Origin of the sequence: Pseudomonas guariconensis (genome assembly GCF_015680235.1) — a bacterium.
GTDB classification, from domain to species: domain Bacteria; phylum Pseudomonadota; class Gammaproteobacteria; order Pseudomonadales; family Pseudomonadaceae; genus Aquipseudomonas; species Aquipseudomonas guariconensis_A.
In genome coordinates, this window is sequence record NZ_JADLJL010000025.1 from 51,120 (window position 1) to 74,558 (window position 23,439).

Annotated in this window: 24 protein-coding genes; 11 read left to right on the forward strand and 13 right to left on the reverse strand. The window is 64.8% G+C overall.

What is annotated here, in order from left to right; translation table 11 throughout:
• Positions 1 to 3: 3 nt before the first annotated feature.
• Entirely contained in the window at positions 4 to 618 is a 615-nt protein-coding gene (locus IRZ56_RS16860; RefSeq protein WP_196145981.1) for a TetR/AcrR family transcriptional regulator, read from the forward strand.
• 116 nt (positions 619 to 734) lie between these two features.
• On the opposite strand, the gene IRZ56_RS16865 is transcribed toward IRZ56_RS16860, so the two are convergent.
• The 3 genes from IRZ56_RS16865 to IRZ56_RS16875 all read right to left on the reverse strand — a co-directional run bounded on the left by IRZ56_RS16865 (position 735) and on the right by IRZ56_RS16875 (position 2,501).
• Positions 735 to 1,520, reverse strand: a complete 786-nt coding sequence (locus tag IRZ56_RS16865) for a phasin family protein (protein ID WP_196145982.1) — start codon at positions 1,518 to 1,520, stop codon at positions 735 to 737.
• Between the two features lie 10 nt (positions 1,521 to 1,530).
• Positions 1,531 to 1,953 (reverse strand): phasin family protein, encoded by a 423-nt coding sequence (locus IRZ56_RS16870; RefSeq protein WP_196145983.1) that lies wholly within the window; start codon positions 1,951 to 1,953, stop codon positions 1,531 to 1,533.
• A gap of 272 nt (positions 1,954 to 2,225) precedes the next feature.
• Positions 2,226 to 2,501: a polyhydroxyalkanoic acid system family protein gene (locus IRZ56_RS16875; RefSeq protein WP_196145984.1), complete on the reverse strand. Its 276-nt coding sequence runs from the start codon at positions 2,499 to 2,501 to the stop codon at positions 2,226 to 2,228.
• A gap of 124 nt (positions 2,502 to 2,625) precedes the next feature.
• Between IRZ56_RS16875 and ubiE the strand changes: the two genes are divergently transcribed.
• From ubiE to IRZ56_RS16925, 10 genes are all read left to right on the forward strand, one after another.
• The gene (gene ubiE, locus IRZ56_RS16880; protein WP_196145985.1) at positions 2,626 to 3,396 is read left to right on the forward strand and encodes a bifunctional demethylmenaquinone methyltransferase/2-methoxy-6-polyprenyl-1,4-benzoquinol methylase UbiE; all 771 of its coding nucleotides are present in this window, start codon (positions 2,626 to 2,628) and stop codon (positions 3,394 to 3,396) included.
• Positions 3,396 to 4,019, forward strand: a complete 624-nt coding sequence (locus IRZ56_RS16885) for a ubiquinone biosynthesis accessory factor UbiJ (protein WP_196145986.1) — start codon at positions 3,396 to 3,398, stop codon at positions 4,017 to 4,019. Before ubiE ends, IRZ56_RS16885 begins: the two co-directional genes overlap by 1 nt.
• Entirely contained in the window at positions 4,016 to 5,626 is a 1,611-nt protein-coding gene (gene ubiB / locus IRZ56_RS16890; RefSeq protein ID WP_196145987.1) for a ubiquinone biosynthesis regulatory protein kinase UbiB, read from the forward strand. Before IRZ56_RS16885 ends, ubiB begins: the two co-directional genes overlap by 4 nt.
• Before the next feature lie 73 nt (positions 5,627 to 5,699).
• Positions 5,700 to 6,092 carry a phosphoribosyl-AMP cyclohydrolase gene (hisI, locus tag IRZ56_RS16895; RefSeq protein ID WP_013974544.1) on the forward strand — a complete coding sequence of 131 codons (393 nt, stop codon included), beginning with the start codon at positions 5,700 to 5,702 and terminating at the stop codon, positions 6,090 to 6,092.
• Position 6,093: 1 nt separating this feature from the next.
• Positions 6,094 to 6,429, forward strand: coding sequence for a phosphoribosyl-ATP diphosphatase (locus tag IRZ56_RS16900; protein WP_084853982.1), 336 nt, complete (start codon positions 6,094 to 6,096; stop codon positions 6,427 to 6,429).
• Between the two features lie 181 nt (positions 6,430 to 6,610).
• On the forward strand, positions 6,611 to 6,883 hold the full coding sequence (locus IRZ56_RS16905; protein ID WP_196145988.1) for a twin-arginine translocase TatA/TatE family subunit: 273 nt from the start codon (positions 6,611 to 6,613) through the stop codon (positions 6,881 to 6,883).
• A 3-nt stretch (positions 6,884 to 6,886) separates the two neighbouring features.
• A complete protein-coding gene (gene tatB / locus IRZ56_RS16910) occupies positions 6,887 to 7,243 on the forward strand; it encodes a Sec-independent protein translocase protein TatB (RefSeq protein WP_196145989.1) in 357 nt (118 codons plus the stop codon).
• The gene (gene tatC / locus IRZ56_RS16915) at positions 7,240 to 8,031 is read left to right on the forward strand and encodes a twin-arginine translocase subunit TatC (RefSeq protein WP_196145990.1); all 792 of its coding nucleotides are present in this window, start codon (positions 7,240 to 7,242) and stop codon (positions 8,029 to 8,031) included. Before tatB ends, tatC begins: the two co-directional genes overlap by 4 nt.
• On the forward strand, positions 8,028 to 8,735 hold the full coding sequence (locus tag IRZ56_RS16920; RefSeq protein ID WP_196145991.1) for a 16S rRNA (uracil(1498)-N(3))-methyltransferase: 708 nt from the start codon (positions 8,028 to 8,030) through the stop codon (positions 8,733 to 8,735). Before tatC ends, IRZ56_RS16920 begins: the two co-directional genes overlap by 4 nt.
• 94 nt (positions 8,736 to 8,829) lie before the next feature.
• Positions 8,830 to 10,431, forward strand: a complete 1,602-nt coding sequence (locus tag IRZ56_RS16925) for a methyl-accepting chemotaxis protein (protein ID WP_196145992.1) — start codon at positions 8,830 to 8,832, stop codon at positions 10,429 to 10,431.
• Positions 10,432 to 10,876: 445 nt separating this feature from the next.
• Here the strand turns inward: IRZ56_RS16925 and IRZ56_RS16930 are convergent, their stop codons facing one another.
• The 10 genes from IRZ56_RS16930 to IRZ56_RS16975 all read right to left on the reverse strand — a co-directional run bounded on the left by IRZ56_RS16930 (position 10,877) and on the right by IRZ56_RS16975 (position 23,337).
• A complete protein-coding gene (locus IRZ56_RS16930) occupies positions 10,877 to 11,611 on the reverse strand; it encodes an amino acid ABC transporter ATP-binding protein (protein ID WP_196146001.1) in 735 nt (244 codons plus the stop codon).
• On the reverse strand, positions 11,604 to 12,566 hold the full coding sequence (locus IRZ56_RS16935; protein WP_196145993.1) for an amino acid ABC transporter permease: 963 nt from the start codon (positions 12,564 to 12,566) through the stop codon (positions 11,604 to 11,606). The genes IRZ56_RS16930 and IRZ56_RS16935 overlap by 8 nt, the downstream gene beginning before the upstream one ends.
• Before the next feature lie 78 nt (positions 12,567 to 12,644).
• Complete coding sequence (locus tag IRZ56_RS16940) at positions 12,645 to 13,442, reverse strand: transporter substrate-binding domain-containing protein (protein ID WP_084854293.1); 798 nt, start codon at positions 13,440 to 13,442, stop codon at positions 12,645 to 12,647.
• A 326-nt stretch (positions 13,443 to 13,768) separates the two neighbouring features.
• The gene (mdoH, locus tag IRZ56_RS16945) at positions 13,769 to 16,342 is read right to left on the reverse strand and encodes a glucans biosynthesis glucosyltransferase MdoH (RefSeq protein WP_196145994.1); all 2,574 of its coding nucleotides are present in this window, start codon (positions 16,340 to 16,342) and stop codon (positions 13,769 to 13,771) included.
• The gene (locus IRZ56_RS16950; RefSeq protein ID WP_328311765.1) at positions 16,335 to 18,056 is read right to left on the reverse strand and encodes a glucan biosynthesis protein G; all 1,722 of its coding nucleotides are present in this window, start codon (positions 18,054 to 18,056) and stop codon (positions 16,335 to 16,337) included. The genes mdoH and IRZ56_RS16950 overlap by 8 nt, the downstream gene beginning before the upstream one ends.
• A 263-nt stretch (positions 18,057 to 18,319) precedes the next feature.
• On the reverse strand, positions 18,320 to 18,757 hold the full coding sequence (gene dtd, locus IRZ56_RS16955) for a D-aminoacyl-tRNA deacylase (protein WP_196145996.1): 438 nt from the start codon (positions 18,755 to 18,757) through the stop codon (positions 18,320 to 18,322).
• Positions 18,754 to 19,725, reverse strand: coding sequence for a prolyl aminopeptidase (gene pip, locus IRZ56_RS16960; RefSeq protein WP_196145997.1), 972 nt, complete (start codon positions 19,723 to 19,725; stop codon positions 18,754 to 18,756). The genes dtd and pip overlap by 4 nt, the downstream gene beginning before the upstream one ends.
• Before the next feature lie 170 nt (positions 19,726 to 19,895).
• A complete protein-coding gene (hutG, locus tag IRZ56_RS16965) occupies positions 19,896 to 20,699 on the reverse strand; it encodes an N-formylglutamate deformylase (RefSeq protein ID WP_196145998.1) in 804 nt (267 codons plus the stop codon).
• A gap of 10 nt (positions 20,700 to 20,709) precedes the next feature.
• Positions 20,710 to 21,918, reverse strand: coding sequence for an imidazolonepropionase (gene hutI, locus IRZ56_RS16970; protein ID WP_196145999.1), 1,209 nt, complete (start codon positions 21,916 to 21,918; stop codon positions 20,710 to 20,712).
• 15 nt (positions 21,919 to 21,933) lie between these two features.
• Complete coding sequence (locus IRZ56_RS16975; RefSeq protein WP_196146000.1) at positions 21,934 to 23,337, reverse strand: amino acid permease; 1,404 nt, start codon at positions 23,335 to 23,337, stop codon at positions 21,934 to 21,936.
• Between the last annotated feature and the right edge of the window lie 102 nt (positions 23,338 to 23,439).

Genomic DNA, 23,439 nt, shown 5'->3' on the forward strand with positions numbered 1-23,439 from the left:
CGAATGAAGACCCGCGAGCGGATCCTCGAATGCGCCCTGCTGCTGTTCAACCAGCAGGGCGAACCGAACGTCTCGACCTTGGAAATCGCCAACGAACTGGGTATCAGCCCGGGGAACCTGTACTACCACTTCCATGGCAAGGAACCGTTGGTGCTGGGGTTGTTCGAGCGTTTCGAGGAAGGGCTCATGCCACTGCTCGACCCACCCGTGGGGGTACGCCTGGACGCCGAGGACTACTGGTTGTTCCTGCACCTGATCGTCGAGCAGATGGCCCGCTACCGGTTTCTGTTCCAGGACCTCTCCAATCTGGCCGGGCGGTTGCCGAAGCTGGCCCGGAACATGCGCAGCCTGATCAATGCCCTCAAACGCACCCTTGCCGCCCTGCTGGCCAGCCTAAAGGCCCACGGGCAGGTGTCCAGCGAGACACAGGCGCTGGGACAACTGGTGGAGCAGATCACCCTGACATTGATGTTCTCGCTGGATTATCAGCGGGTGCTGGGGCGGCAGGGGGATGTGGGGATCGTCGTATACCAGGTGATGATGCTGGTGGCACCCCATTTGGTAGGGCCGGCGCGGGAGGCGGCGCAGCAGCTGGCGGAGAAGTACCTGCAAGGGTAAGGCTGCGGGCCTTGCGTCGTCCAGGCTGCAGCAATCGCGAGACAAGCCCGCTCCCACAGGGGCGGTGGTGTACCCCATTGGGAGCGGGCTTGCCCGGCGATGCAGGCGACGCGGTATCAGGCCTGGGAAGCCGGAGTGGCCGGTGCCGCCGGGGTGCTGCTGGACGGTGCCGCACTTGCGGTTGGCGTCGCTGCCGGCGCTGCGTTGACGGCCGGGGCCGCCTTCGCCGCAGCAGGTTTTGCCGGGGCCTTCTTCACGGCAGGTTTCTTCGCAGCGGGTTTGGCGGCTGGTTTTGCGGCTGTAGCCTTGGTTGCGGGCGCCTTGGCCGCAGGCTTGGCAGCAGCGGTTTTCGCCGCCGGCTTGGCCGCAGCCGGCTTGCTCGCCGCAGCTTTGGTCGCAGGCTTGGCCGCCGCAGCTTTCGCCGCCGGTTTGGCCGCCGCCTTAGCCAGCGGCTTGGCGGTGGACTTGCTGGTCGCAGCCTTCGAAACCGGGGCCACCGAAGCGCCAGTCAGTTTCTCGATCTGCTTGGTCAGGCTATCGACCTGTTGGTGCAGGGCCTTGATCTCGTTGCGGCTCGGCACACCCAGGCGCGAAATGGCGCTGTTCAGGCGCTTGTCGAAGGCCTCCTCCAGTTCGCTCCATTTGCCCAGCGCGCGCTCCTTGACATCCGATACCCGCGAGGACGTCGCGGACTTGGCGGTGTCGGCAGCTGCCCCGGCACTTTTCTTCGCCTGCTTTTCAGCCTTCTCGCCATCCTTGACCAACGAGTCGAACAGCTTGGGGCCGTCCTGGTCGATCTTGGAATAGATGCCCAGGCCCGCCAGCCAGATCTTTCGCGAGTACTTCTCGATCCCGCCTACCCACGAGCCGCCTTCTTTTTCAGTGTTCTTCTTGCCAGCCATCCTGCTCTCCTTATGGTTTGCGCGCGACACGCTCGAGCAACTCGGTCAGCTGTTCGAGTTTGATGGACAGCGCCTCAACGTCATGTTTAGACGCAATGCCAAGGCGATTCAAGGCGCGGACGACCCGTGCATCGAAAGCTTTTTCGATCTTGTCCAGTTGAACTTCGACCTTGCCGCGTACGCGGCCGACTTCCTCGGTCGCTTCGTCGATCGGATTGTTAGCGGCATCGAGCTGTTGGCCGAGCCGCTTCTTGCCACGCTTCTCGATACCTTCACCGGCCTTGACCAGCTCCTTGAAGTAATCCGAGCCTTCCTGGCCAACGCGGGCATAGGCACCCAGGCCTGCCAGCCAGATCCTGCGCGCATAGCCGCGCACCTCGCCCAGGGTGCTGCCTGGGGCGTCGTCTTTTTTCCTAACGTTCACGTTGGCCATGTTCGGCACCTCATGCTCATGAAGGGACATGTGCCCATTGGATGCGGGCTCGAGCATAAGGTAGGGAGGAAAATTAGAATCCTCACCCTAAGTAAAGGAAGGCGCACGCTGCAGGGGCAACTGCCTTGGGTTGCTTGCCCCGGCCCGATCGCTGGCAAGCCAGCCCCCACAGGTACAGCGGTGTCTCTGAAACAGCGCAAGGCAGGTGGGAGCCGGCTTGCCGGCGATGGGGCGCGCAGCGGCCCTGTACTTTGCTCGACCGGCAGCGACGATCAGGCCAGCGCTTTGTCCAGCGCCCGCTCGATCTCGCCCTTGATCGAGCCGCTCATCATCGACAGCATCATGCCGAGCTTGAGCTCCACGCGGATGGTGTCCTCGCCGATATGCACGCTGCCGTTGGCGCCGCTGCGTGACACGTCGACGCGGTCGCCCTGCCAGTTGGCCTTGAGGTCGTATTCGCGGGTCAGGCGCTCCACCAGCGCCTCGGCCTTGGCGCGCGCGGCTTCACGGCCGAGGGAGTGCTTGCGTTCAACGCTGATCTGGGTCATGCGGGTAGTCCTGGATATCAACACAATGAACGCATTATGCCCGTGCCCATCCAACGGAGCACCCCGCCAAGACAAATTGGCCCGATGCCCCTAGAATGGCGGTAATTTTTTCCGGTGAAGCGATATGAACGACCAGCGCAAAGGCGACCACGCCGAACCCACCACCCATTTCGGCTACCAGAACGTACCCGAGAGCCAGAAGGCGAAGAAAGTCGCCGAGGTGTTCCACTCCGTAGCCGCCAAGTACGACCTGATGAACGACGTCCTTTCCGGTGGCATGCACCGGTTGTGGAAGCGCTTCACCATCGAGCTGTCCGGCGTGCGCAGCGGTAACCGGGTGCTGGATATCGCCGGCGGCACGGGCGATCTGGCCGCCAAGTTCTCGCGCCTGGTCGGCCCTACCGGCCAAGTGGTGCTGGCCGACATCAACGAGTCGATGCTCAAGGTCGGCCGCGACCGTTTGCTCGATCGTGGCGTGGCGGGCAACATCGAGTTCGTCCAGGCCGACGCCGAGAAGCTGCCGTTCCCGGACAACCACTTCGACTGCGTGACCATCGCCTTCGGCCTGCGCAACGTCACCCACAAGGAAGACGCTATCCGCTCCATGCTGCGCGTGCTCAAGCCCGGTGGCCGCCTGCTGGTGCTGGAGTTCTCCAAGCCGACCAACAAGCTCATGTCCAAGGCCTACGACGCCTACTCGTTCGCCTTCATGCCCCTGGCCGGCAAGCTGATCACCAACGACTCGGAAAGCTACCGCTACCTGGCCGAATCGATCCGCATGCACCCGGATCAGGAAACCCTCAAGGCCATGATGGTCGACGCCGGCTTCGACCGCGTCACCTACCACAACATGACCAGCGGCATCGTCGCCGTGCACCGGGGAATCAAGCCCTGATGCTCCTGGCCGGCCTGCTCGCCAGCGTCGAGCACGGGCTCAACCGCGTGCTGCGCATGGACAGCACGGCCCTGCCGCGCCTGGCTGCGCTCGAGGGCAAGGTGGTCGAGATCGACTGCCTGCAGCCGGCCCTGCAGCTGTTCATCCTGCCCGACGACGAAGGCCTGATGCTCGCCGCCCATTGGGAGGGCGAGGTCGACTGCACCCTGCGTGCGCCGGCCGGCAGCCTGGCCCAGCTGGCCTTGGCCAAGGACAAGACCGCCGTGCTGCACAGCCCGCAGGTCGAGCTGCACGGCGACAGCGCCGTGCTGTTGGACCTGGTCGGCGTGCTCCAGGACCTGGAACTGGACTGGGAGTACGAGCTGTCGCGCTGGCTCGGCCCCGTGGCCACCGCACTGGTCGCCGGGCACATTCGCCTGCGCGCCCGCTGGTCCCGCCAGGGCCTGTCACGCTTCAGCCAGAACCTCTCCGAGTACCTGGCCGAAGAATCCCGCACCCTGGTCGGCCGGCGCGAAGCCGAAGCGGCCTTCAGCGAGCTCGATGCTCTGAAGGTCGATATCGAACGCCTCGAGGCGCGCATTAGCCGCCTCACCCGATCCCTTGATACCAGCGATAACGCATGAAGCTGCTCGCCGTCCGCCGTCTGTTGCGCATCCAGCGCGTCGTGATCCGCTACCGCCTCGATGACCTGCTGTTCGACCTTCCCCTGCCCTGGTGGCTGATGAGCCTGCGCCTGCTGCTGCCCTGGCGCTGGCTGCCGCGCAAGCCATCCGCGCTCAGCCGCGGCGCACGCCTGCGCATGGCCCTGCAGGACCTGGGGCCGATCTTCATCAAGTTCGGCCAGTTGCTGTCCACCCGCCGCGACCTGCTGCCCACCGACATCGCCGACGAGCTGATGCTGCTGCAGGACCGGGTGCCGCCCTTCGACCCGAAGAAAGCCGTGGCACTGATCGAGGAACAACTTGGCGCCAAGGTCGGCGAGGTGTTCAGCCGTTTCGACGTCGAGCCGCTGGCCTCGGCCTCGGTGGCCCAGGTGCATGCAGCACGCCTCAAGAGCGGCGAAGAGGTCGTGGTCAAGGTGGTACGCCCGGGCCTCAAGCCTGTGATCGCCCAGGACCTGGCCTGGTTGTTCCTGATTGCCAAGGGCGCCGAGCGGGTGTCCGCCGACGCGCGCCGCCTGCACCCGGTCGAAGTGGTCAGCGACTACGAGAAGACCATCTACGACGAGCTTGACCTGCTGCGCGAGGCGGCCAACGCCAGCCAGCTGCGCCGCAACTTCGAAGGCTCGGACCTGATGTACGTGCCCCAGGTGTACTGGGACTGGTGCCGCCCCAAGGTGCTGGTGATGGAGCGTATCTATGGCGTGCCGGTCACCGACCTGGCCACCCTGGCCGACCAGCGCACCGACATGAAGCTCTTGGCCGAGCGCGGTGTGGAGATCTTCTTCACCCAGGTGTTCCGCGACAGCTTCTTCCATGCCGACATGCACCCGGGCAACATCTTCGTCAGCACCGTCAAGCCGTGGAGCCCGCAGTACATCGCCATCGACTGCGGCATCGTCGGCAGCCTCACCGCCGAGGACCAGGACTACCTGGCGCGCAACCTGATCGCCTTCTTCAAGCGTGACTACCGCCGCGTCGCCCAGTTGCACATCGACTCCGGCTGGGTGCCGGCGCAGACCAAGGTCAACGAGTTCGAGGCGGCGATCCGCACGGTGTGCGAGCCGATCTTCGAAAAGCCGCTCAAGGACATCTCCTTCGGCCAGGTGCTGATGCGCCTGTTCCAGACCGCCCGGCGCTTCAACATGGAAGTCCAGCCGCAACTGGTGCTGCTGCAGAAGACCCTGCTCAACATCGAAGGCCTGGGCCGCCAGCTGTACCCCGACCTGGACCTGTGGAGCACCGCCAAGCCGTACCTGGAGCGCTGGATGCGCGAGCGCATGAGCCCCAAGGCGGTGTTCGGCAACCTGCAGAGCCAGGTGGAGCAACTGCCACACCTGGCCGACATGACCCGCGACCTGCTCGAACGCCTGTCGCAACCGCACCTGCACGACCCGCAGATGCCCGAGCGCCGTCGCCAGGGTGACCGCTGGGCCCTGCGCCTGCTGGGCGCGGGCCTGCTCGCAGGCGGCGCTACGTTGGCCGCCGGTGCCGCCAGCCTCAGCGCCCCGGCCGCCTGGCCGGCCTGGCTGATGTGGGCGGCCGGGCTTTACCTGGTCGTGCGCCAATAGCCAGCTGCGCAGCTGGCTGGCACACTAGCGCAAAGGGCCCGGCACTGGCGCGGGCCCGGATTTGGAGTCGACGATGAAAGACTGGCTGGACGAGATCAAGTGGAACAGCGAGGGCCTGGTGCCGGCGATCGCCCAGGACCACAAGACCGGGCGCGTACTGATGATGGCCTGGATGAACCGCGAATCCCTGGCCCTGACCGCCGCCGAGCAACGCGCCATCTACTGGTCGCGTTCGCGTGGCAAACTGTGGCGCAAGGGCGAGGAGTCGGGGCATGTGCAGAAGCTGCACGAGATGCGCCTGGACTGCGATGCCGACGTGATCATCCTGATGGTCGAGCAACTGGGCCATATCGCCTGCCATACCGGCCGCGAAAGCTGCTTCTACCGCGTCTTCGAAGACGGCCAGTGGAAAACCGTCGACCCGGTCCTGAAAGACCCGGATGCCATCTATAGCGCAGGACACTGACATGAGCGACACCCTCAACCGCCTCGCCGAGGTGCTGGAGCAACGCAAGCAGGCGGCGCCAGACAGCTCCTATGTGGCCAGCCTGTACCACAAGGGCCTGAACAAGATCCTCGAGAAGCTCGGCGAGGAGTCGGTGGAAACCATCATCGCCGCCAAGGATGCCGCCGTCAGCCAGGATTACAGCGATGTCATCTATGAAACCGCCGACCTGTGGTTTCATAGCCTGGTGATGCTCAGCGCCCTGGGCCAGCATCCGCAGGCGGTGCTCGACGAACTGGAGCGCCGCTTCGGGCTTTCCGGGCATGACGAGAAGGCCGCGCGCCAGCCGTCTGCCTGAATGATTGCTGGGGGCTGCTACACAGCCCATCGCCGGCAAGCCGGCTCCCACAGGGACGGTGCTGTCCTCGAGGCCGATGCGTTACTTGTGGGAGCCGGCTTGCCGGCGACGGGCGTGCAACGCCCCGCGTCTTTAACTGACAGGCATTAACCCTAAGCCCCACATTTTTCAGGAGTACGAAATGGGTATTTTTGACTGGAAACACTGGATCGTCCTGCTGGTCGTCGTGGTCCTGGTCTTCGGCACCAAGAAGCTGAAAAACCTGGGCAGCGACCTGGGCGAATCGATCAAGGGCTTTCGTAAGGCCATGAACGAAGAAGAGACCAAGCCAGCCGAGCAGACCCCGCCGCCGGCCCAACCCGCCCAGCCCGTGCAGAACACCGCGCAGCAGAACCAGGGCCATACCATCGAAGGCCAGGCCCAACCGGCCCAAGAGCCGCAGCGGAAAGACTGACCCATGTTCGGCATCAGCTTCAGCGAGCTGCTGCTCGTCGGCCTGGTCGCGCTGCTGGTGCTCGGCCCCGAGCGCCTGCCCGGTGCCGCTCGCACCGCAGGCCTGTGGATCGGCCGGCTCAAGCGCAGCTTCAACAGCATCAAAATGGAAGTCGAGCGTGAGATCGGCGCCGACGAGATCCGCCGCCAGCTGCACAACGAGCACATCCTGTCGATGGAGCAGGAGGCCCGGCGCATCCTCAACCCGCAGACGCCACCGGCCCAGCCGAGCAGCAGCGAAGCGCCTGCCAACCCGACGGCGAGCACACCTGCGGCCCCGGCCACGCCATCCGAGCCTCCCCAACCACCACGAGCCCCATGAGCGATAGACCGGAAACCGACCAGCCGATGCCGCTGGTCTCGCACCTGACCGAACTGCGCACCCGCCTGCTGCGCTGCGTTGCCGCCGTCTTCCTGATCTTCGCCGGGCTGTTCTCCTTCGCCCAGCAGATCTATACCTTGGTCTCGGCCCCCTTGCGCGCGCACTTGCCGGCCAACGCGACGATGATCGCCACCGACGTGGCCTCGCCGTTCCTGACGCCGTTCAAGCTGACCATGATCGTCTCGCTGTTCCTGGCCATCCCGTTCATCCTCCAGCAGATCTGGGGCTTCATCGCACCAGGGCTGTATCGCCATGAAAAGCGCATCGCCATCCCGCTGCTGGTGTCGAGCATCCTGCTGTTCTACGCCGGCATGGCATTCGCCTATTTCCTGGTGTTCCCGCTGATCTTCGGCTTCTTCGCCAGCGCCACGCCCGAAGGCGTGTCGATGATGACGGACATCGCCAGCTACCTGGACTTCGTCATGACGCTGTTTTTCGCCTTCGGCGTCGCCTTCGAGATCCCGGTGGCCGTGGTGCTGCTGGTGTGGATCGGCGTGGTGGATGTGCAGTACCTGAAGAAGATCCGCCCCTACGTGATCATCGGCTGCTTCGTGGTCGGCATGGTCCTGACGCCCCCGGACATCTTCTCCCAGACCCTGCTCGCAGTGCCCATGTGGATGCTGTTCGAGGTGGGGGTGCTGTGCGGCAGCCTGATCCGCAAGCGCAGCCATGCCCAGGAAGGCGCATCGGACGACCACAACGACCAGCCGCCAGCGACCCAATCGTGAACCTGCTGTTGCTCGAGGAGGCCGATTTCATCGCGGCCGACCGTGTGGTCCTGGCCGATCGACGCTTCACCCACATGCAGGAGATCCATCGCGTGGCGGTGGGCGACACCTTGCGTGTCGGCCGTATCGGTGGGCTGATGGGCCAGGCCAGCGTGCTGCGCCTGGAGGGCCACGAGGCCGAGTTGCAGGTCGCCTTCGACCAGCCGCCACCGGCCAAGCTGCCGCTGACACTGATCCTTGCCGTACCACGCCCCAAGATGCTGCGCCGCCTGTTCCAGACAGTCGCCACCCTGGGCGTGCCACGGCTGATCCTGGTCAACAGCTACAAGGTCGAGAAAAGCTTCTGGCAGACCCCCTTCCTGCACCCCGAGGCCATCCGCGAGAACCTGATCCTGGGCCTTGAGCAGGCGCGCGACACCGTGCTCCCCGAGGTCATCATCGAGAAGCGCTTCAAGCCGTTCGTCGAAGACCGCCTGCCGGCCATCGCCTCCGGCACCCTGGGCCTGGTCGGCCACCCCGGCCCCTACCCTGCCTGCCCGCGCGCGGTCGACGAGCCGGTTACCTTGGCGATCGGCCCAGAAGGCGGCTGGATCCCCTACGAAGTCGACCTGTTGGGCAAAGCAGGCCTGGCGCCAGTACAACTGGGCGATCGCATCCTGCGTGTTGAAACGGCTGTCACGGCACTGCTCTCGCGCATTTTCTGACGGACGGGTCAGGTTCGCCCCGTCAAGTTTCTTCGGTACAGGCCGATGGCCTAGGCAACATCACAAAAATGCTTCCGTTGCCGGGGAATAGAACATGTACCGATGGTTTAACCAGTCGCTGGGGAATATGAGCGTCAATCGCAAGTTGGGCTTCGGTTTCGGCCTGGTATTGCTCTTGACCCTAGCCATCACCGTGACCGGCTGGATCAGCCTGGACAACGTCACCAACCGCGGTGACAAGCTGGGCAATATCTCGATGATCTACGAGACCACCCAGGACCTGCGCATCGCCCGGCTCAATTACCAGACCAGCCACGACCAAGCCGCGATCGCCGAGCTCGAGAAGACCCTCGAGCACCTGGAGCAGCAGATCCAAGCGATGCTTGGGCAGATCGAACAGCCGGCCGACCAACAGCGCCTGCAGCAGCAACTCGAAGCCACGCGCCAGTACCGTCAGGCGTTCGACCAGCTCAGGCAGGCCGACCAACGCCGCGGCACCCTGGTCGACGACGCCATGGCGGCCAGCCAGCAGGCCCTGGAACACATGGCCGCGCAAGGCACTGTGCTCAAGAACACCAGCCAAGCTCTGACCCTCTCGCAGACCGCAGTACGCGATGCCGGCACCCGCCAGGCCAAGCAGACCCTGGCCGCGGCCACTACCCTGGCACTGCTGCTCGGCCTGCTGGCCGCCTGGGCGATCACCCGCCAGATCGTCGCGCCCTTGCGCCAGACCCTCGCCGCCGCCGAACGCGTGGCCAGTGGTGACCTGCGCCAGGAGCCGCCGGTGCAGCGCCGCGACGAACTGGGCCAGCTGCAGGCCAGCATGCAACGCATGACCCAGGGGCTGCGCGAGCTGATCGGTGGTATCGGCGATGGCGTCACCCAGATCGCCAGCGCTGCCGAACAGCTGTCGGCCGTCACCGAGCAGACGAGTGCCGGGGTCAACAACCAGAAAGTCGAGACCGACCAGGTGGCCACGGCGATGAACGAGATGGCCGCCACGGTTCACGAGGTGGCGCGCAACGCCGAACAAGCCTCGGAAGCGGCACTGGCAGCCGACCAGCAGGCGCGCGAAGGGGACCGGGTGGTGGGTGAAGCCATCGCCCAGATCGAGCGCCTGGCCAACGAAGTGATCAACTCCAGCGAAGCCATGAACCAGCTCAAGGCCGAAAGCGACAAGATCGGCAGCGTGCTGGACGTGATCAAATCGGTGGCCCAGCAGACCAACCTGCTCGCGCTCAATGCTGCCATCGAAGCAGCCCGCGCTGGCGAGGCCGGCCGTGGCTTCGCCGTGGTGGCCGACGAGGTGCGCAGCCTGGCCCAGCGTACCCAGCAATCCACCGAGGAGATCGAAGAGCTGATCGCCAGCCTGCAGAACGGCACTCAACGAGTCGCTGGCGTGATGGACGGCAGCCGCGCGCTGACCGACAGCAGCGTCGAGCTGACCCGCCGTGCGGGCAGTTCGCTGGAAACCATCACCCGCACCGTGTCGGCGATCCAAGCGATGAACCAGCAGATCGCTACCGCGGCGGAACAGCAGAGCGCCACGGCCGAAGAGATCAACCGCAGCGTGATGAACGTGCGAGATATTTCCGACCAGACCTCAGCGGCCAGCGAAGAGACCGCCAGCTCGACCGTCGAGCTGGCGCGACTGGGGACGCATCTGCAAGGGCTGGTGGGGCGGTTCAGGCTCTGAGGTCTGCTGCGCAGCCCAATCGCACACAGCCCGCTCTCACAGGAGGGTACAAATGCGGCCCCTGTGCGGGCTTGTCCCGCGATCAGGCTGGCCTGATATCACCGTCGCCTGGCAAGGGCTACGCCCTTGATCGCGGCACAAGGCCGCTCCTACAAGGATCGCGCGCGCCCCTGTGGGAGCAGGCTTGTCCCGCGATCAGGCTGGCCCGATGTCACCGTCGCCTGGCAAGGGCTACGCCCTTGATCGCGGCACAAGGCCGCTCCTACAAGAATCTCGCGCGCCTGTGTGGGAGCAGGCTTGTCCCGCGATCAGGCTGGCCCGATGTCACCGTCGCCTGGCAAGGGCTGCGCCCTTGATCGCGGCACAAGGCCGCTCCTACAAGAATCTCGCGCGCCTGTGTGGGAGCGGGCTTGTCCCGCGATGGCCGCCATAGCGGCCCCGGCGGTTACAGCACCTGACGCAGGAACGCCTGAGCCCGCGGGTCCTTGGGCGCGGCGAAGAACTGCTGCGGCGGCGAGTCTTCCAGCAACTTGCCATGGTCGAAGAACAGCACGCGGTCGGCCACTTCCCGGGCAAAGCCCATCTCGTGGGTCACGCAGACCATGGTCATGCCTTCCTGGGCCAAGGTCTTCATCACATCGAGCACTTCGCCGACCATCTCCGGGTCCAGCGCTGAGGTGGGCTCGTCGAACAGCATGACCTTAGGGTCCATCGCCAGGGCCCGGGCGATGGCCACCCGCTGCTGTTGGCCGCCGGACAACCGCGACGGGTACTCGTTGGCCTTCTGGCCGATGCCGACCTTCTCCAGCAGCGCCTTGGCCTTGGCTTCACGCTCGACCTTGCTGCGCTTGCGTACGACCTTCTGGGCCAGGCACAGGTTCTCCAGCACGGTCATGTGCGGGAACAGGTTGAAATGCTGGAACACCATGCCGACTTCACGACGGTAAGCATTGATGTCGGTCTTCGGGTCGTCCAGTTGCAGGCCGTCGATGGACACATGCCCCACATCGAAATCCTCGAGGCCGTTGAGGCAGCGCAGGAAGGTCGACTTGCCCGAGCCTGAAGGCCCCAGCACCACCACCACTTCGCCCTTGGCCACGCCGGTGGTGACGTTGTCCACCGCGCGCACCACCTGGCCACGGGTGTCGAAGACTTTTACCAGGTCACGGACTTCAATCACTTTGCGCAAGCCTCCGCTCGAGCCGGCTGGCGATGTGCGACAGCGGCAGGTTGATCAGCAGGTACAGGCCTGCTACGCAGAACCAGATCTCGAAGGTCGAGAACGAGGTGGTGATGGCCTCGCGGCCGCTCTTGGTCAGTTCGGTGATGGCGATCACCGAGACCAGCGAGGTGTCCTTGACCAGGCTGATGAACTGCCCGGCCAGCGGCGGCAACACGCGCTTGAAGGCCTGGGGCAGGATCACATGGCGCATCGACTGGCTGGCGTTGAGCCCCAGCGAGCGCGCCGCCTCGTTCTGGCCCTTGGCGATGGACTGCACGCCGGCGCGCACGATCTCCGCCACGTAGGCGCCGGTGAACAGCGCCAGCGCCGCCACCCCGGCGAATTCCCGGGACAGGTTGAGCACGGTGCCGATGAAGAAGTAGAAGATGAAAATCTGTACCAGCAGCGGCGTGCCGCGCACCAATTCGACATACACCGTGGACAGGTCGCGCAGGGTCGGGTTGTTCGACAGCCGGCACAGCCCGGCGAACAGGCCGATCACCAGGCCCAGGGCGCCGGATACCACCGAGATCCACAGGGTGGTCCACAGGCCCCAGGCCAGCGGGCCTGCCGCCCAATGGCGGGTCACGCCGATCGCATCGCCTTCGGCGACATCGTCGCCACGGCTGAGCAACACGCTGTCCTTGTCCACTTCCACGACCTGCTGGCCGCCACTTTCGTCCTTGAGCGTCACGCGCGCGGTGTCGCCGCTGACCACGATCTCTTCGACCGTGCCGTAGTCGGCAGCGCGCTGGGTCTCTTCAGCCTTGTAGGCGAAATACTGAGGGACGCGGTTCCAGCGCCACTCATAGGAAATCATCGAGGTCGCCAGGTAAAGGCTGAACGCCAGCCCCACCAGAACCAGCGCGGTCAACCCGTGCCAGGGCCACTGGGCTTTCTTGTGCTTGATCAATTCGGGTACTTCCGTAAAAACGAACGCGCAGGGTTGCCTGCGCGTCAGGGTGATAAAGCCGGGCTTGTGGCCTGGGCCTTATTCCATTTCCTTCAGCCAGTCCTTGTTCTTGAACCACTTGTCGTGGATACGATCGTAGGTCCCGTCGTTCTTGATCTGGTGCAAGAAGTTGTTGATGAAGTTGATGCTGTCGTAGTCGCCTTTCTTCAGGCCGAAGGCCAGCGGCTCGTAGGTGAAGGGCTCCTCGAGGAACAGCAGCTTGCCGGCACCGGCCTTGTCCACTGCCACCACGTTGTACGGCGCGTCGTAGACGAAGGCATCGGCCTTGCCGTTGACCACGTCCATCACACCTTCCTGCTCGTTGTCGTAGCCGTGGTACTTGGCCTTGCTGATCAGCTTCTTGGCGACCATCTCGCCGGTGGTACCGAGCTTGGAGGTAATGCGGTACTTCTCGTTGTTCAGGTCCTTGTACGACTTGATCTCGCCTGCCAGCTCCTTGCGGATCAGCAGGGTCTGCCCGACCACGATGAAGGGTTCGCTGAAGTTCAGGCGCAGGTTGCGTTCCTGGGTCAGGGTCATGCCGCTGCCGATCATGTCGAACTTGTCGGTCAGCAGGGCCGGGATGATGCCGTCGTAGGCGGTGGAGACGGTTTCCAGCTTGACGCCCATGGACTTGGCCATGGCCTTGAGGATGTCGACCTCGAAGCCGATGATCTCGCCGCGCTTGTTGGTCATCTCGAAGGGCATGTAGGTGGGGTCCATGCCGACCCGCAGCGTGCCGCGCTTGACCGCGTCTTCGATGGCCCCCGCCTGGGCCGCGGTTACCGCGACCAGCGCGGTGACACCGACCAAGAGTCGCGACAGGTATTTTTTCATCATCACCAGGTCCCCTAGCAAAGTAGTGCGAATTTTATTGTTGGAGAGGTCTTCAGACCGATACATATCGAGGTGGATGCTAACGCATGCGCGGCCTGGCACCTAGAGCCGGGGGGGACTTTGTTGGCCAAAATCAGGGAGGGATGATCGCCGAGGGCTGCGCCCTCGATCGCGGCACAAGGCCGCTCCTACAGAGGACCACGATTTCCCGTAGGGACACCTTGCGCCCTCGAGCGCGGCACAAAGCCCTTCCTACAGAGGATCGCGATTGCCTGTAGAAACGGCCTTGTGCCGCGATGGGCCGCAAAGCGGCCCTTTGGAATGGATCAAGCGCCGACCAGCGAGGGCTGGGCCTGGTTGTCCGGATGCAGCGGCAGCAAGGGCGAGTGAGGGTCGCTGATGATGGAATTGCGCCATACCCCGATCCACGCTTCGTTGTGCGTGGCCCAGACCTGCTCATGCAGGCGCGACAGCGCCACCGGGTCGCTCAACAGTGCCAGGCGGGTGTTACCGTCCAGCCCCTTGGGCCCGACGTCCAGCGCCTTGGCGACACGCTCGGCACGCAGCGCCTCGATCGGAGCTGCCTGGCCGTGGCGTGCAGTGGCCATGGCACAGGCCAGGGCGTTCTGCCGCGGGTCGACCACCGCCCGGACGAAACCTTCGTGCATGGCATGCCAGCGGTTTTCGTGGGTGTATTGGTCGGTAGCCAACAACTCGTGCGGGGTCGCGTATTCCTCAGGGATCAGGAACAGCTTCTCGTCCTTGGCGCTCAGGCCCAGGCGCACGCGGCTGGAGATCACCGACACCGGGATCGACAGCACCAACGAGCCCACGATCGGCGCCAGCCACCACAGGAAGCTCGGGTTCAACCAGGCCACCAAAGCCGCCCAGGCGATGCCCAGGAGGGTCTGCGGGCCGTGGCGACGCACCGCTTCGCTCCACGGCGTGGAGTCGTCGTCACGCTGCGGCGAGTTCCAGGTCGCTGCCCAGCCCAGGAACGCGGCCAGGACGAAGCGGGTGTGGAAGATCATCCGCACCGGCGCCAGCAGCATGGAGAACAGCATCTCGATCAGCATCGACAAGGTGACCTTGATGCGCCCGCCGAATTCGGTGGCGCCCTTGGCCCAGATCAGCACGATGCTCAAGAGCTTGGGCAGGAACAGCAGCACGATGGTGGTGGAGAACAGCGCGATGGCCTTCTCCGGGTGCCATTGCGGCCACAGTGGATAGAGCTGGAACGGTTCGATGAAGTACTGCGGCTCCATCAGCGTGTTGGTGGCCAGCAGCGCGGTCGAGAGCACCAGGAAGAAGAACCACAGCGGCGCCGACAGGTACGACATCACCCCGGTGAGGAACACTGCGCGGTGCACCGGGTGCATGCCTTTTACCAGGAACAGACGGAAGTTCATCAAGTTGCCGTGGCACCAGCGCCGGTCGCGCTTGAGCTCATCGAGCAGGTTCGGCGGCAGTTCTTCATAGCTGCCCGGCAGGTCGTAGGCGATCCACACGCCCCAGCCGGCACGGCGCATCAGCGCGGCTTCGACGAAGTCGTGGGAGAGGATCGCACCGGCGAAAGCCCCCTTGCCCGGCAGCGGCGCCAGGGCGCAGTGCTCGATGAAGGGCTTCATGCGGATGATCGCGTTGTGGCCCCAATAGTGCGATTCGCCCAGCTGCCAGAAGTGCAGGCCGGCGGTGAACAGCGGGCCGTAGACGCGGGTGGCGAACTGCTGGATGCGCGCATAGAGCGTGTCCATGCCCGACGCTTTCGGCGCGGTCTGGATGATGCCCGCGTCCGGGTTGGCCTCCATCAGGCGCACCAGGCTGGTCAGGCACTCGCCGCTCATGACGCTGTCGGCGTCGAGCACGACCATGTACTTGTACTCGCCACCCCAACGACGGCAGAAGTCGTCCAGGTTGCCGCTCTTGCGCTTCACGCGGCGACGGCGGCGGCGATAGAAGATGCGCCCGAAGCCCTTGGCCTCGCGGCACACTTCGAGCCAGGCCTGCTGCTCGGCGACGGCGATGTCGGTGTCGTTGGTGTCGCTGAGCACGAAGAAGTCGAAGCGGTCCAGGTCGCCCGTGGCGGCCACCGACTCGAAGGTCGCGCGCAGGCCGGCGAAGACACGCGGCACGTCCTCGTTGCAGATCGGCATGACCAGCGCGGTACGCGCCTGAGGCGCGATCGGCTCGCTGCCAGCGCTGCTGCCGGAGATGCGGTACTTGTCACGCCCGGTGAGCAGTTCGAGAAAGCCCATCAGCGCGGTCCAGAAGCCTGCGGACACCCAGCAGAACAGAATGCCGAACAGGACCAGGATGGAGGTCTGCAAGGCGTACGGCCAGACCTGCACCACGGTTTCCCAGAAGGTCTGGGCCATGATCTCGTCGAGCGAGACGAACGACCACCCCTGATACGGCAGGATGCCCTTCATGTACCAGCCGGCCACGAGGGTCTGGCCGATCATCAGCAGCAGCAGGATGTAGCGGCGCAGGGAGCCGACCCGGCGCCAGCGGGCCGGTGGCAGCTCGCGCTTGGGCGGCTGCGGAGCGTTGGTGCGCCCGGTCAGGCGTCGCCACATGCGCACCAGCACGTTGGTGCGCCACGGCTCGGGCACCACGCGGGTACGCTTGATCGGCGGCGCGATCTTCAGGCACAGCCGCCCGCCAGCGTCGACGCCGAGCATCTCGGTCTCTTCCAGCTCGGCGGCGCTGCCCACGGTCAGGCGCGGGCCCACCGAGGCCTGCACGGCCTCGGTGGCGTTGGCGGCCGGGTGGGCCGCCAGGCGTTGGTGCAGCTCACTGAACGAGGTGCAGCTGGCAAGTTCTGCCCGTTGCTCGTCGCTCAGTGGTAGGTGGGCCAGGTATTCGGCAAGCGATTCTGGCCGGGCGCTTGAGTTACTCATCGGCAGGCAACTGATAGCTCCAGGTCTCGGTCATCACCTGCTCGGTGGTGGCCGGGGCCCCGTTGGTGGGCGCCGCATCGGCGGCAGGTTGTTCAGCCTTGACGGCTTTGTCGGCCTTGGCGTGCTTGCCGTTGGCCTTCTCCTGCTTGCCTTCCTTGGCCGCCTTGGCCGGTTCCACCGGAACGTCGCGTACCAGCGCGGCACGCATCTCGGTGGACTTGCTCGGGTCCTTGACCTTCAACCGCAGGGTCAGGCGCCAACCCTTGATCTCAGGGTTATAGCGCAGGTTGTTCTCGACCACCTCGGCGTTGTCGCCAACGCTGACCTGGGTGCGCAGGGCGGTGTCCTCGGGCAGGGCGGCCAGCGCCGGGCCCTCGAAGTCGACCAGGAAGGCCACGCTGCCGTCGGCTTCGCGGATCAGATTGGACTGCTTCACGTCACCGGTCGAACGCATGGTCTGCTTGACCCAGCCCAGCGCCTGCGAGTGCAGCTGGGACTCGTCGATGGTCCAGCGCAGGCGGTATTCGAACTCCATCGGCTTGCCGGGTTCTGGCAGCTTTTCCGGGCTCCAGAAGGCAACGATGTTGTCGTTGGTCTCGTCGGCAGTCGGGATCTCGACCAGGTCGACGGTCCCTTTGCCCCAGTCGCCACGAGGTTCGATCCAGGCGCTTGGACGCTTCTGGTAGTTGTCGTCGAGGTCTTCGTAGTGGCTGAACTCACGCTGACGCTGCAGCAGGCCGAAGCCACGCGGGTTCTCCACGCTGAAGCTGCTCACGGCCAGGTGCTTGGGGTTGTTCAGCGGGCGCCACAGCCATTCGCCGTTGCCGGCATGGATCGAAAGGCCCTCGGAGTCGTGCAGGGCCGGGCGATAGTTGAGGACCTTGGACGGCTGGTTGCTGCCGAACAGGTACATGCTGGTCAGCGGGGCAACGCCCAGGCGGCTGACGTGGTCACGCAGGAACACCTTGGACTTGACGTCCACCAGGGTGTCGCTGCCTGGGCGCAGGATCAGCTTGTAGGCACCCGTGGAACGCGGCGAGTCCAGCAGGGCGTAGATCACCAGGTGCTTGTCGGCAGGCTTGGGCTTCTCGACCCAGAATTCGCGAAAGCGCGGGAATTCCTCACCCGACGGCAACGCGGTGTCGATGGCCAGGCCCCGGGCCGACAGGCCGTACACGTGGCCTTTGCCGACGACGCGGAAGTAGCTGGCGCCCAGCAGGGTCATGATCTCGTCCTGCTTGCCGGCCTTGTTGATCGGGTAGAGCACGCGGAAACCGGCGTAGCCGAGATTCTCGACGGTCTTGGGGTCATGGGGTACGTCGCCGAACTCGAAACGGCTCGGGTCGTACTTGATTTCCTCGACGCTGGTGGCGGTGACCTGGTTGATCTTCACCGGCGTGTCGAAGTGCATGCCCTGGTGGTAGAAGGACAGTTTGAAGGGGGTCTTGTCCTGGGCCCACTCGGCCTTTTCCTGGATGAAGCGGATCTTCTGGTAGTCCGCGAATTTCATGTCACGGAACACCGCCGGCAGATTGCTCTTCGGTGCTTCGTATTTCTGGCCGGCGAGATCCTTTGCCTTGGCTGCAACATCGTCAAGATTGAATGCCCACAGCTGGCCAGCGCTCATCAGGCCGATCAGTGCAACGCCTGCCGCCAGGGCCTTGCGCAGACGATTTCCGGGGATTCTTTGTGCAATACAGGGACTTACAATCACGAGCAACCCTCGCCGAAAACAGATCATGAAACCAACGGCCAGCGACCAATGCCGGGTTGGCGAGCACTGTTCGGACCCCGCAAGGGCGCAATGATTCCCCAAACGGTTCCAGACAATGCTCGAGTCAAAGTGAAACGAGCCTGCGAACGCAGGCTCACGCAGCGCGCGATTATCCAGCAGGGCGCGTTACAACGCATCAGGCTGGAACAACTATTTATCGTACAAACCCTCTTGTTTTTCACGCAAACATGGGGTTTTTGGGCTCATATTTGTAACATAAATGTTACGGGGCCATCATTGACCAGATGCACCTGCATGTCGGCGCCGAAACGGCCGCTGGCGACGTCGTTATGCGCGGCGCGGGCTCGCCCGAGCAGGTAGTCGAACAGTTCGGCGCCGAGGGCCGGCGGCGCTGCAGTGGAGAAGCTCGGGCGCATGCCGTTGCGGGTGTCGGCAGCCAGGGTGAACTGGGAGACCAGCAGCAAGCCGCCGCCGATGTCCTTGAGCGAAAGGTTCATCTTGCCCTGGGGGTCGCTGAACACACGATAGTTGAGCAGCTTGTGCAAAAGCTTGTCGGCGTGCTCACGGGTGTCCCCCGGCTCCACCGCCACCAGCACCAGCAGGCCCTGGTCGATGGCGCCGACGATTTCCCCTTCTACCTCTACCCGCGCGCCCCGCACGCGTTGCAGCAGGCCCTTCATGCTTCTTCCAGGGGCAGGTCGAGCAGGCGGCGAGCCATCTGGTCGGCGGCGCGCACCAGGGCATCGGTGATACCCGGCTCGGAAGCAGCATGGCCGGCGTCGCGGATCACCTTCAGCTCACTGTTCGGCCAGGCCTGGTGCAGCGCCCAGGCGTTTTCCAGCGGACAGATCACGTCGTAACGACCGTGCACGATCACCGCGGGCAGATGGGCGATCTTCGGCAGGTCGCGGATCAGCTGGTCCGGCTCGAGGAAGGCGTTGTTCATGAAATAGTGGCATTCGATACGGGCGATCGACAGGGCGCGCTGTGGCTCGGAGAAGCGGTCGACCACCAGCGGGTTGGGGCGCAACGTCGCGGTACGGCCCTCCCAGGTGGACCAGGCCTTGGCGGCATGCATCTGGGCGATCTGGTCGTTGCCGGTCAGGCGCTTGTGGAAGGCCTTGACCAAGTCACCGCGCTCTTCCGGCGGAATCGGTGCGATGTAGTCCTGCCAATAGTCGGGGAACAGGCGGCTGGCACCTTCCTGGTAGAACCATTGGATCTCCTGCGGACGGCACAGGAAGATGCCGCGCAGGATCAGGCCATGGACGCGCTCGGGGTGGGCCTGGGCGTAGGCCAGGGCCAGGGTGGAACCCCAGGAGCCACCGAACAGCACCCATTTGTCGATCCCCAGGTGCTCGCGGATGCGCTCCAGGTCCTCGACCAGGTGCCAGGTGGTGTTGTTCTCCAGGCTGGCGTGGGGCGTGGAACGGCCGCAGCCGCGCTGGTCGAAGGTGATGATGCGGTACAGGGTGGGGTCGAAGTAGCAGCGGCTCTGGGCATCGCAGCCAGCGCCCGGGCCGCCGTGGATGAACACCACCGGCAGACCTTCCGGCGAACCGCTTTCGTCGACATACAGCACATGCGGCGCTTCCACGGCCAGATCGTGCCGGGCGTAGGGTTTGATCTGCGGGTACAGGGTCTGCATTGCGCACTCCGTGTGAGGATTTAGTCTGCCGCCTGGCATCATAAACCTGAATTGCGCTTTGAGCATGTGTCGCGGTGAAACAGGTGGATGTCGATCGTGATACTGGGGATCGCGAAGACCTTGTAGGAGCGGCCTTGTGCCGCGAAAGGGCTGCAAGGCAGCCCCAAGTATCAACGCCCGTAATGCTCCTTGCCCCAGGCCAGAACGGTTTCCAACAACTGCTTCAACACCGCCTGGGTCGGCCGGGCCAGGTCCTCGCGGTAGGCGAACGGTTCGACCTCTTCCATGTAGGTGCTCTGCGCCAGCTCCAGCTGCACCGCGTGGATGTGGTTGGCCGGGTCGCCGTAATGGCGGGTGATATGCCCGCCCTTGAAGCGCCCGTTGAGCACATGGCTGTAGCCCTGGGCCTCGGCGCACACGCCTTGCAGGCGCTCGGCCAGGGCCGGGTCGCAGCTGGCGCCGTTGAAGGTGCCCAGGTTGAAGTCCGGCAGTTTGCCCTCGAACAGGTGCGGGATGTGCGAACGGATCGAGTGGGCATCCCACAGCAGCGCATAGCCGTGGCGCTCGCGCAGACGGGCCAGTTCGCGGCGGATCGTCTCGTGGTACGGGCGCCAGACCTGCTCCAGGTAGGCCTTGCGCTCTTCGGCCGAAGGCACCTGCCCCGCCTTGAACAGCGGCTCGCCTTCGAACAGCGTCGAAGGATACAGGCCAGTGGTAGCCCCGGCGTACAGCGGTTTGTCATCGTCCGGGCGGTTGAGATCGATGACGAACCGCGAATACTGCGCCGCCACTACGCTAGCGCCGAGCTCGTGGGCGAAGTCGTATAGCCGTGGGATGTGCCAGTCGGTGTCGGGCAGGCTACGCGCTTGCTCGACCAGGCCGTCACGCACCGCATCGGTCAGGCCGAGCCCGGCATGGGGCATGCTGATCAACAGGGGCACTTGGCCTTGGTGAAAACTCAGTACCTTGTCCATGTCGCCTCGCTCAATGAGTGGTGATTTCATGGCCCAGGCGCACGATGCGCTTGGGCAGGTCGCCACCTAGCCAGTAGGCCAGGTCGGCAGGGCGTTCGATCTGCCAGGCGACGAAATCCGCCACCTTGCCCACTTCCAACGAGCCGTGGCTATCGCCCAGGCCCAACGCCGTAGCGGCGTGCACGGTGACGCCGGCAAGTGCCTCCTCCGGGGTCATGCGGAACAGGGTGCAGCCCATGTTCAGCATCAGGCGCAGCGACAACGCAGGCGAGGTGCCTGGGTTCAGGTCGCTGGCCAGGGCGATCTTCACCCCATGGCGGCGCAGGGCCTCCATCGGTGGCAGCTGGGTTTCGCGCAGGAAGTAGAATGCGCCCGGCAGCAGCACGGCAACGGTGCCGGCCTCGGCCATGGCGATGGCATCTTCCTCGGTCATGAATTCAAGGTGGTCGGCCGACAGCGCGTGGTAGCGCGCCGCCAGGCTCGATCCGTGCAGAGACGACAGCTGCTCGGCGTGGAGCTTGACCGGCAGGCCCAGCTCGCGCGCCTTGATGAAGACCTTCTCGACCTGGGCTGGCGAGAACGCCAGGTGTTCGCAGAAGGCATCCACCGCGTCCACCAGGCCTTCCTCGGCCAGGGCGGGCAGCATCTGCTCGCAGATATGCGCGATGTAGTCGTCCGCCCGACCGGCGTATTCCGGCGGCAAGGCATGGGCGGCGAGGCACGTGCTGCGCACGGTCAGCGGCAGCTCCTCGCCCAGGCGCCGGGCGACCCGCAGCATCTTGCGCTCGTTGGCAAGATCCAGGCCGTAGCCGGACTTGATCTCCAGCGTGGTCATGCCATCGCGCATCAATGCCTGGACCCGCTGGCGTGCACTGGCGAACAGTTCATCTTCGCTGGCCGCGCGGGTCGCCCGCACCGTGCTGGCAATCCCGCCGCCCTGGGCGGCGATCTCGGCGTAGCTGACGCCCTGCAGGCGCTGCTCGAATTCGCCGCTGCGGTTACCACCGAACACCGCATGGGAGTGGCAATCGATCAGCCCCGGGGTGACCCAGGCGCCGCCCAGGTCCACCGTACGCTCGGCGTCGACCGGCGGCAGTTCGCCGCGCGGGCCGATCCATTCGATCTGCCCGGCCTGGGTGACGATCGCCGCGTCCTCGACGATCGAGTAGCGGCCCTGGGCCATGGTCGCCACGTGGCAGTGCTGCCAGAGGGTTCTCATAAGCGGTCTCCGTTTCTAGCGGTGCAGCTCGGCCGGCGCCCGGACTGGCTGGCCCTGCCCTGCCCGCGGCTTGCACCACAGCAGGTAGGAGGCCACCAGGAACACCACCCAGACCACACCGACGATCAACGCGGCCTGGGTATCCGGGAAGTAACCAAGTACACCAAAGATGAACAACATGAAAGCGATGGCCATGGCCGGCCCGTAGGGCCAGAACGGCACAGGGAACTTCAGCTCGGCGACCTGCTCGGCGCTCAGGCGGCGACGCATGGCCACCTGGCTGACCAGGATCATCATCCACACCCACACGGTGGCGAAGGTGGCGATCGAGGCGATCAGCAGGAACACGTTCTCCGGGATCAGGTAGTTCAGCAGCACACCGACCAGCAGCGCGGCGCCCATCACCAGCACGGTCATCCATGGTACGCCGTGGCGGGACAGCTTGCCGAAGCTGCGCGGCGCATGGCCTTGCTGGGCCAGGCCATACATCATGCGACCGGCGCCGAAGATGTCGCTGTTGATGGCCGAAACCGCGGCCGAGATCACCACCACGTTCAGCACAGCGGCGGCCGAGCCGATGCCCAGGTTGCTGAAGATCTGCACGAACGGGCTGCCCTGGCTGCCGATCTGCGGCCATGGGTACAGGCACATCAGCACGAACAGGGTGAGCACGTAGAACAGCAGGATGCGCAGCGGCACGGCGTTGATCGCCTTGGGAATGACGCGTTGCGGGTCCTTGGCTTCACCGGCGGTGACGCCGATGATCTCGATACCGCCGAAGGCGAACATCACCACCGCGAAGCAGGCGATCAGGCCGCCGATGCCGTTGGGCATGAAGCCACCGTTGCTGACTAGGTTGCTCACGCCCATCGTGGTTTCGGTGGTGGCATTGCCCAGGCCGAAGATCATGATGCCGAAGCCGGCCAGGATCATGGCGACGATCGCGCCGACCTTGAGCAACGACAGCCAGAACTCCATTTCACCGAAGACCTTGACGTTGCACAGGTTCAGGCCGCCGATGATGAAGACGATGCCCAGCACCCAGATCCAACGGGCCACTTCCGGGAACCAGAAGCCCATGTAAATTCCGAATGCGGTGACGTCGGCGATGGCCACGATGACCATCTCGAAGGCGTAGGTCCAGCCGAGGATGAAGCCCGCCATGGGGCCGAGGTAGGTGCTGGCGTAATGGCCGAAGGAGCCGGCCACCGGGTTGTGCACGGCCATCTCGCCAAGGGCGCGCATGACCATGAACACCGCCGCGCCGCCGATCAGGTAGGCCAGCAGCACCGCGGGGCCGGCCATCTGGATGGCAGAGGCCGAACCGTAGAACAGCCCGGTACCGATCGCGGAACCGAGCGCCATGAAACGAATGTGCCGGGCCGATAGCCCGCGCTTGAGACCTTGGGTTTGTTGCATGTCACGTCCTTCTTAAATTGTTCTTGTGGTCGTGAGGTAGAAAGGGGCTGTTACGCAGCCAATCGCCGGCAAGCCGGCTCCCACAGGGAGGGTGTGGGAGCC